Annotated in this window: 8 protein-coding genes and 1 pseudogene; 4 read left to right on the forward strand and 5 right to left on the reverse strand. The window is 45.3% G+C overall.

The features are described from left to right. The first annotated feature begins 147 nt into the window (after positions 1 to 147). Positions 148 to 804, forward strand: a pseudogene (locus B9T16_RS22145) (IS1 family transposase). Positions 805 to 925: 121 nt separating this feature from the next. On the opposite strand, the gene B9T16_RS22150 reads toward B9T16_RS22145, so the two are convergent. The 5 genes from B9T16_RS22150 to B9T16_RS22170 form a co-directional block, all read right to left on the reverse strand. Beyond that, a complete protein-coding gene (locus B9T16_RS22150; protein ID WP_410245788.1) occupies positions 926 to 1,852 on the reverse strand; it encodes a cation diffusion facilitator family transporter in 927 nt (308 codons plus the stop codon). A gap of 80 nt (positions 1,853 to 1,932) precedes the next feature. Beyond that, entirely contained in the window at positions 1,933 to 3,405 is a 1,473-nt protein-coding gene (locus B9T16_RS22155) for a DASH family cryptochrome (protein WP_410245782.1), read from the reverse strand. Between the two features lie 62 nt (positions 3,406 to 3,467). Next, complete coding sequence (locus tag B9T16_RS22160) at positions 3,468 to 4,373, reverse strand: succinate--CoA ligase subunit alpha (RefSeq protein ID WP_410245783.1); 906 nt, start codon at positions 4,371 to 4,373, stop codon at positions 3,468 to 3,470. 71 nt (positions 4,374 to 4,444) lie between these two features. Continuing rightward, on the reverse strand, positions 4,445 to 5,590 hold the full coding sequence (locus B9T16_RS22165; RefSeq protein WP_410245784.1) for an ATP-grasp domain-containing protein: 1,146 nt from the start codon (positions 5,588 to 5,590) through the stop codon (positions 4,445 to 4,447). Positions 5,591 to 5,600: 10 nt separating this feature from the next. Then, positions 5,601 to 7,202: a glycosyltransferase gene (locus B9T16_RS22170; RefSeq protein ID WP_410245785.1), complete on the reverse strand. Its 1,602-nt coding sequence runs from the start codon at positions 7,200 to 7,202 to the stop codon at positions 5,601 to 5,603. A 228-nt stretch (positions 7,203 to 7,430) separates the two neighbouring features. On the opposite strand from B9T16_RS22170, the gene ebsA reads away from it, so the two are divergent. The 3 genes from ebsA (at position 7,431) to B9T16_RS22185 (ending at position 9,369) form a co-directional block, all read left to right on the forward strand. Then, positions 7,431 to 7,817 carry a type IV pilus biogenesis protein EbsA gene (gene ebsA / locus B9T16_RS22175; RefSeq protein WP_006621404.1) on the forward strand — a complete coding sequence of 129 codons (387 nt, stop codon included), beginning with the start codon at positions 7,431 to 7,433 and terminating at the stop codon, positions 7,815 to 7,817. Between the two features lie 115 nt (positions 7,818 to 7,932). Next, positions 7,933 to 9,000 carry a phosphotransacetylase family protein gene (locus B9T16_RS22180; protein ID WP_410245786.1) on the forward strand — a complete coding sequence of 356 codons (1,068 nt, stop codon included), beginning with the start codon at positions 7,933 to 7,935 and terminating at the stop codon, positions 8,998 to 9,000. Positions 9,001 to 9,216: 216 nt separating this feature from the next. After that, positions 9,217 to 9,369 carry a hypothetical protein gene (locus B9T16_RS22185; RefSeq protein WP_410245787.1) on the forward strand — a complete coding sequence of 51 codons (153 nt, stop codon included), beginning with the start codon at positions 9,217 to 9,219 and terminating at the stop codon, positions 9,367 to 9,369. Positions 9,370 to 9,456: the final 87 nt, after the last annotated feature.

Here is a 9,456-nt window from a genome sequence, read left to right on the forward strand (position 1 = left end):
ATGTTGGTCGTGGTTGAAAGCCCGCATTCGCCATTGCACGTGAGCAGTTGGATTCTCTCGATGATGCCATGTACTCCGTTCTCCCAGCTGCGTCCTAACCACCTTGACTAATGCTATACATCTACCCACACCGTCAAAAATGGACGGATTCACAACGACAAACAACGGTTCAAGTGTCGTGATTGTGGACGACAGTTTGTTGAACACCCCCACCCAAAAGGTGATTGACCAAGAAACACGGTCTCTGATTGACCGTTTGCAGCTCGAGAGAATTCCTCTTGCCGGAATAGCACGGGCGGTCCAAGTGTCTGAGCCCTGGCTGCCAAACTACGTCAATCAGAAATATGCCTCTGTGCCCCGCCAAGTCCAGGTGAGGCGCAAAAAAAAGGGGAGGTTAACGATATCAATGTGATGAATTGTGGTCTTTTCGTACCCTGAGGAAACAAACAGTGGATTTGGTTAGCTCTCGACGTAAAAATCCGTGAGATTGTCGGTGTTTACATTGGTGCACGGGATGAAGCCGCAGCCCGCCAATTGTGGGAGTCATTGCCTCCATATCGCCAATGTGCGGTGGCTTATACCGATTTCTGGGGAGCCTATGAGGCTGTTCTACCGAGTAAACGTCATCAAGGGGTTGGGAAGGATACAGGTTTGACCAGCTACATCGAAAGGTTTAACAATACCTTGAGACAACGAGCGTCTCGCTTAGTACCCAAGACCTTGTCCTTTTCCAAGTGTTTGCAGAATCACATTGGTGGCATTTGGTATTTTATCCATCACTACAAGGCATCATTACCTCTTTAGCACTACCCTAATATTTTCACAGAAAGTCGTCCTACAAGGACGGGGTTGAAAACCCAATTTTTCTGATAAGTATTTGGATCGATCGCTACTGGTGCAAACGTTTGTCGAGAGGGATCTGCATTTATTTCACTCCTAGGGGCTGATTTACCTGGACTGGGCTGATTATCGATGCGAGGCTGGTCTGTCCTATTTGTAAGAAACCGAGTTTGGGGGGAGATAATACCTGATCTAGTTGGAAGCGAATATCCTCAATGCGGAATTTTTGGCTGAGGGTAGCCTGAATTTGGGTGAGTAGGCGATCGCCTTGTTTTAGGTCTATATCTATTTTTAGGGTGGCTTCGACGGCATAATAACCTGGTGCGATCGCTACTATGACCAAATCTTCGACGGCGACAATTCCGGGAAAGTTGGCGATCGCCTCTCGGACTAACTCCTTATCTACGGCGACAGGAGATATATTTAACAAAATCGCCAAACTGTGGCGGATCACAGGTAGTGATCCCAAACCGACCAACACGGACACGCCCAAACCGACGGCACCATCAGCCCATGTACAATCTGTTAACCAAATAGCGATCGCCGCCACAATAGCACCAACAGAACTGAGGGTATCAGCTAAGATATGAAGCAAAACCCCCCGCATATTCAGGTCCTGTTGAACATCTCGATGCAACAGCATGATATTAAAGCCATTGACCCCCAAACCAATGATCGCAACTATCAACATAGGTAAACTCAAAATGGTTTCCGGGGGATTTTGTAAATGTCGGATCGCCTCGACACCAATGGCGATCGCCATTACCAAAAGTCCCACCCCATTCAACAAAGCCGCCCAGACCTCAATTCCCCGATAACGTCGCGCCACAGAAGCCGACAAAATCGCTAAGGCGATCGTCAACCCATCCGCCACCATGTGACCAGAATCAGCCGTCAAAGCCATACTATGACTAACCCATCCCACCACTGCTTCAACCCCAGCAAAACCCAGGATCGAAATTAAAGCTATCCCCAACAGGCGCAACTTTTGGGGAGACTTCGACAACCTCACTATTTCACAGCAATCACAACTCACCGACTGTATATCCTCCGTTTTAACTTTTTATAATTAACACCAATCCCATAGCCATTTCAGGTCATCCGTAAGGCTTTCTCATAAATCCGGCGATTAGCTTCTACCGACTCTTGCAGATCCACCATAGGATAGGGATAATCCACCCCCAAACGCACCCCAAACCTGATCTGTTCTTGATTAGATAAACGCCAGGGAGAGTGAATCCTACCATCAGGAATAGACGCTAATTCTGGTAGCCAATGTTTCACATAATCCCCCATTGGGTCATAATCCTGGGACTGTTTAGCTATATTAAAATAGCGAAATCCCCTCCCATCATTACCCACCCCCGCCGTATAATTCCAATTACCCCAATTACTACAAACATCATAATCAATCAGGACAGACTCAAACCACTCCGCCCCCATTTGCCAATTTATGCCCAAATTCTTAGTTAAAAAACTCGCCACATTTTGCCGTCCCCGATTCGACATAAACCCCGTCGCCGCCAACTCTCGCATATTCGCATCTACCAGGGGAAACCCCGTCAGTCCCTGACACCAAATCTGCCACTGTTCCCAATTTTCTCCCCAGGGAATTTTGACACCCTGTAAACCAGACTTATAGAACACCTTTCGGCCATGTTTTAGACAAATAAACCGGAAATAATCCCGCCATAATAATTCAAATACTAGCCAATATGTCGAATCATTTTTAACTCGTTGGTGTTGATAATCCTGCACTTGTTGATAAATCCAGCGGGGCGATAGACAGCCATTAGCTAACCAGGGAGAAAATTTCGACGAATAATCCGACCCTAACATTCCATTACGGGTTTGTTTATAGTTTTTCAGACAATCTCGCCGCCAAAAATAATCATTTAACCGGCTTAAACCCGCTGTTTCTCCACCTGCAAAATCTAAGACAGACCGCTCATCAAAGGGTGCTGGTGTGATACCAAGTTCGGTCAAGGTCGGGATTTCTCCGGGTTCAATATCTGGGAATTGTGGTAATTGATTAGGGGGAGTATATGGGGGATAAATAAATGATTTTTGCTCGACCTGTTTACGGAAGTTGGTAAAAAGTTCCGGCAGTTTTTCAATGGGAAACAGTAACTCTTTCAGATGATATAATGTGGCTCCCCAGAAAGATTTTACCTCAACTCCCAGGGGGGTCAAGGCTTTCTCTAGGGCGGTTTCTACTGCTAATTCTTCGGCGGTGACTTCCTTATGATAATAAACAGCATCAATATTTAATTGTTTAACCAGGTCAAATATAACCCTTTCTGGCTCACCTATTCTCACCAATAAGTTACTGCCAATTTTTTGGAAATTATGGCGCAAATCTGCGACACTTTCTAACAGGAATTTACCCCGAAATCCCCCCGTTTTAGGAAAACCAAAGGAAGTTTTGGCAAACTGTCTGGGGTCAAAACAGTAAAGGGGGATAATTTGCCCTTGAGTTGAGGTAGCTAAATCTAGTGGTTCATGGTCATGTAACCGCAGATCATTCCGATACCATAAGATAATTTTTTGAGGATTAGCAGCCATTCAATTGCTAGTTAAAAGTTGAATTTTTCCCTATTATACATCATCCTAAAGCGGTTTGAGATTTACTTATGGGAGCGAGTTTTTTTGAGGCACTTTTTCAACAGTTCGGGAATTTGAGAGGGACTAGAAGCCACGGGAATTTTAGCTTTTTCAAATACCGAAATTTTACTTTGAGCCGTCCCTGGGTGAAGGTCTTGGGTAAATTTAGAAGTAATAATTGTACTAGCATGACTAATCAATTGAGCTTTGGGAGCATGAAGACCTGTGATATAAGCCACCACTGGTTTATCAATAGTTTCGGCAATATAAGAGGCTGCTTCTTCTTCACTAGAGCCGCCAATTTCTCCCACTAAAACAATGGCATCTGTATGGTCATCTTCATCTAAAATCTGTAGCCATTGAATAAAGGAGGAACCGACAATTAAATCACTACCAATACAGACGCTAAGAGACTGCCCCAATTGGGCATCAGTCAAGGCTTGAGCGACTTCATAAGTGAGGGTACTACTGCGACTAATTAAGCCGATAGAACCGGGGGTATAAAATTGGGGAGGATGAGTTCCCAATAACAGTTTACCGGGGACAATAATACCCGGACAATTAGGACCGACAACTAAAGTTTCGGTAGCTTCTGCCTTTCTGACCAAACGCACCATATCGAGGGGTGGCATTCCTTCAGTCACAATTACAAGCTGTCTAATTCCGGCATCAATAGCCTCCAACGCAGCATCAAGAACATGATAGGGGTGAACTAAAATGACGCTAGTATCGACAGGTCCAACGGCTGCCTGAGCTTGTTCTACTAGGTCATAAACGGGGATTTGATGGATGATCTCCCCACCTCTTCCGGCGCTGACACAGGCGACGATATTAGTGCTATATGCTTTCATATTGAGAGCTACTTTTAGGGAAGGGTCGGAATCCCTCAACCCCTGAATTATGACTTTACTATCTGGAGTTAAATTCATATTTTTTCAAGCTATAATTAATCACAAACCATGCCATCTACGGGCGGGTTAAGTTATTGATGAACCCGCACCTACCGAGATAAAGCCACGGTTCGTTTAACCGCTTCATCCAAAGTTGCCACAATTTCTACAGGTAATCCAGCAAATTTAGCTAGGGTACTCTCAAGTTCAGTCACGGTCAAACGAAGGACAAAATGAGGGAGAGTCTCGATAGTCTTTTGGCGCTGTAAAAAGTTGGCGATCGCCTCAGCGATTTGATCAGCAGTAGTCTGGTGTCCCAGCCAGTTAATCATCACGACTTTAATGCGATCGGATGCCATCACCGATGTTAATCCGTCCGATAAATTCTGCAACAGTGTTTCTGTCACCTCAAAATGATCTTCTCCTCCCAAGTTAAGGAAATTAGCCGGCTTTCCCTTAGTGGCTATGATCTGATCTAGGGTAGTCATAGTTAAAGCAGCCCCATTGCAGATGATACCAATATTGCCGTCAAGTTTGACAAAATTGGGTTGATTGGTGGGTAAATCCGTTGGCTCAATGGTGGCAGGATCTGAACATTGTTCATGAACCAACATAACTAAATCCGGGTGTCTCTCCAAGGCCTGATTATTAGCGACCACCTTCCCATCAAGAGCCATTAACTCCCCTGTAGAACTAATTCCCAGGGGGTTAATTTCCACCAAATCTAAGTCTTTCTCGACAAATAGCCGATACATTTTCTCTAAAATGTTACTGACAGATAAGATCAGGTGTTCTTGTAATCCCATTTTGACCATCAGACGGCGAGCATAAAAAGGGGAAAATTCTTGATCCACCACGACCTTTTGAATATGGAACATGGTAGCCTCAACGTTAACCCCCCCCTGCACAGAGCCTAATAATAGGGGGCGGCGAGTCACCGGATCAAGAATCACCGCCAGATATACTTCCTGATCGGCATCATATTTAGCTTCAGCCAGTAGGACTTGGGGATATTCATCTTGAATAGCCAAATTAAAAATACATTGAGCGGCAGCCACTGCATCAATGGTATTTTCCACAAACTTGATACCACCAGCTTTTCCCCGTCCCCCAGCCCGCACTTGGGATTTGAGAACTACGGGATAGGGAATGGTTAATCCTTTGAGGTCATGGGCGAAATCAATTCTCTGGGAAGGCAATACGGGAATTGCCATCTGACGAAATAGGGTTTTAGCGTGGTACTCTAGCAAATCCATGGGTGTTTCCTCATTGATGATTCTTGAGGGTAGGGGTTCCTTGATGAACCGTCTTGACCCATTTCAGGCGTTTGGGACGCACACTGATCCGGGCTGTGGCACTGGCAACAACAATGAACCAATGAAACATATACACGGTACCACGCAGGGTTTGGAACAATGTAGTCATGTAAGAAAGTGGGGGATAATATTGGCGATCGCCATCTGTGGTTAAGTTATCAGGTGAATTGGTTTTGTGGGATGCCACATTTCCACCGCTAACAGTACGCCGCAAGCCGATAAACATTCCGATCAGCGACAAACTAACTGCCAAGAGAGTCAGGGGGCTGGTAATGGGGGGGCGGCGGAGAATAAATGACAGGAGTAAAGCGGGAATGGCAGCTATGGATAGAATGTACTGGGTAAGCAAAAACCCGAATAAATCAAAGGTTTTGCCAACTCCCATACGGTTAGTGATGATGAATTTGCCATAGTCGAGATATCTTTGATATCCTCCCTCGGCCCATCGGTTCCGCTGATGCCAGAGAGCAACCCAATTGGTAACTCCTTCTTCCAAGACGACGGAGGTATCCAGAAATTCGATATCCCAATGGTCTAGGTGCAGACGAATGGTTAAATCGAGATCATCGGTAATGGTTTCTTCACACCATCCACCGCAGCTTTCTAGGGCGGCGCGACGAATAAACTCCCCATTTCCCCGCAGTTCTCCAATACCGCCTACAGCCACTCGCTGTTTCTGGAAAAAGGCATCTAAGGCCATCTCTGCCGATTGACAACGGGTTAACAAGTTGAAGTTACTATTGGCGATCGCTTTTTGGAGTTGAACGGCTCCGACTTGTTCAGCCTCAAATTTGGGAAGCACCTTTTGTAGGAGATCTGGAGCCACTTGAGCATCGGCATCAAAAACCCCTAATATTGTGCCACGGGTAAGAGGTAGGGCTTGATTGAGTGCGCCGGATTTACCACCAGTAGCGTTTTCGTCTCGGTGCAGAATGTGCAGTTGTTGATACTCTTGGGCTAATTCCTGGAGAACTATGGGAGTGCGATCGCTACTATTATCATCAATCACCCACAGTTCATAGCAATGACTAGGATAGTTGAGATTGCATAGATTCTGGACTAAATTGCCAATCACAGCTTCTTCATTTTTCGCCGCTACCAGTAGGGAGACAAAGGGTAGTTCTTCTGGCGTGAGTTCGGGGTTAATATCTAACCCACCGGGAGCGGCAAACACAATGCGGATAGCTTGAATTACTAATAACCCAGTTAATCCCAGAATTAACCAATATCCCCAGGGAATCAAGTGCCCGATAATCGTCAGACTCCAAATCAGAGCTAGGGCGACTGCTGCTTTGCCTCGCCGATTCTGATAAAATTCTGGGGGGATATGAAGTTTATTAGCTTGATTAGGTTTCCGGGGTTGGGAACCCCCTAATCCCTGTCGACGGGAAAGAAGACGAAAACGCCTAATCCCCGGAGGGAATCTATAATTTTGACTACTGGAGTCTGTAACTCCCGAATCACGATGGTTATGGTGCATATCCAATAACTCCGTTGCACCTCTACTGGTTTGATGTTGACGCTGATGGTTCAGCCAAGATTTCTCTGGCATCGATAAGTGTGACTTTAATTGTTCTCTATCATTGTGCAGTATTTCACCTTTTTGCAGCCATTGATCCAAGAATTTGCTCCCCAGGGAATAATTGCCAGACCAGGTTGTTGGCCCGATGGGGGGGACAACGATCATAATCAATTGTCCTTAACCCCTACAGTCTTAACCTCTATACCGAGTTTCCCAGAACCGCTAAGATGGAGTGATACAATGAGCAGGAATTTAATTATGAGTGATTCGGCTGCTATTCTCAAAGACCTCAAACAGGCTGAAAAACGGGACTTGGTGGTTTATCTACCCTATTATGATGAAAAGAGACGGCGATATTTGCCTTGGTCTATGAGCCTTTACCAACACAAGAGTTTGGAGGGGGCACGGAAAATCGAGGGGGGTGAGGATATTCCTTTTGTGGCCACCTGGAATACTTCTATGCTTCCGGCTGACCTTACTCGATGTCGGGTGATGTTTGAGCATAATGCTGATCTAACTTATGAAGTGATGATGCCCAATTATGAGTTTATGAAGCATTTGATTCAGGTGGTCTACAGCTTCAAGCATCATCATGTGATTGATTTTTCTCAGGAATTTTATAAAAAATTGCTACACATGGAATGAAATAGCTGGACTCAAGTTAAGGGAGTGAGTCTAGTGGGGGTGTTGGTTATGCACAACATCTGTGCGCTACAGTGTCAAAATTAAATCTGATTTTATAAGTTTAGGAGTTGCTGGTGTGGCTAAACCCGTCAAGTATGTATTAATTGGATCAATTGAGCCTTCTAGTGGTAAGTCTGCTGTCGCCCTCGGTTTAGTTCCTCAATTGCAGAATCTGGGGTTTGATATTGGTTACGGGAAACCTTTGGGAACTGATTTTGATGATGATTGTGATCATCAAGTTGATGCTGATTGTGAGTTTATTGCTAAAACTTTGGGGCTTTCGGAAGTTTATATGCGATCGCCTATTTTAATGATTGATCAGGCAACAATTGATAAACATCTATATCATCAAGATCTCAATTATTATCACCAGGCTTTGACTAACTATCACCACCATAAGGTTGGGGATTTGGTTTTACTCGAGGGTCCCCGCACCTTGCAGGAAGGGAGTCTGTTTAATTTATCTGTACCCCGAATGGCTGAGGTTTTGGATACGGCGGTTATGTTGGTGGTTCGTTATCACTCCCATAGTCTCTTGGATGAGGTACTATCGGCGAAAGAACGTTTGGGTACGCGCTTAATCGGAATTGTGATTAATGATGTCACCGACAAACAGGTTTCTAAGGTGGAAACTGAGATTAAGCCTTTTCTCGAGAGTGTGGGGATTCCGGTTTTGGGTATCCTTCCTAGAAATGCGCTGCTTCGTAGTGTCACGGTGGGGGAATTGGTGACGCAGCTTGAAGCCCAGGTGGTTTGTGGTCAGGAACGTTTGGATTTGATTGTGGAAACTCTCAGTGTGGGGGCGATGAATGTTAGTTCCGCCATGAAGTATTTTAGCCAGTCACATAATATGGCGGTGGTGACAGGCGGCGATCGCACTGATATTCAAATGGCGGCTTTGGAACAGTCTACCCATTGCTTGATTCTCACCGGTCAACTTCCCCCGGCTGAAATTGTGATTACCCGCGCTGAAGAGTTGGAGATTCCGATTTTGTGTGTTGACCTCGATACCCTCACCACTGTGGAAAGCATCGATCTCGCTTTTGGTCACGTCCGTATCCATGATCAGGCTAAGGTTGAGTGTATCACCCAAATTATGGCGGAAAAATTCGATACCAGCCGATTTATCCAACTCCTCAACTAGCAGATTATCAGGCGATCGTAGTGCGGCGAGCTGGCCCCATCGCCTCTTGTTCATAGCCCATGCTCTGTGTCACACATTTTTTCAGTTCAGAAACTGTGTCCTAGGTTACGAAACATTAAATTTTTCGGGAGGCGATCGCTTATTCTCTGTTTTATGGCGATATAATAGGAGAGGAGGCAAGATTAAACTATAAACTTGACATCAAAACCCCTGATCATGAACAAAAATTTTAGACAAGAAGTCAACCAGCTATCCCAAACCCATCGCGCTAACATCCAAAAACGTCTGGAATATAGACTTGAGGTAGCTAGAGCCAAAGGAGATGAAAATTTAGTCCGAATGCTGGAAGCTGAAATGCGCCACATGTAGAAACTTTGAAGCTGTTAATCAAGTATAAAAATCCCTCTCTGGCCCCCTCTCACTCTGGGAGAGAGCCGGGGAGGGTTTCGGCTATTT

Origin of the sequence: Arthrospira sp. PCC 8006, assembly GCF_046480465.1 — a bacterium.
Lineage (GTDB): Bacteria > Cyanobacteriota > Cyanobacteriia > Cyanobacteriales > Microcoleaceae > Limnospira > Limnospira platensis.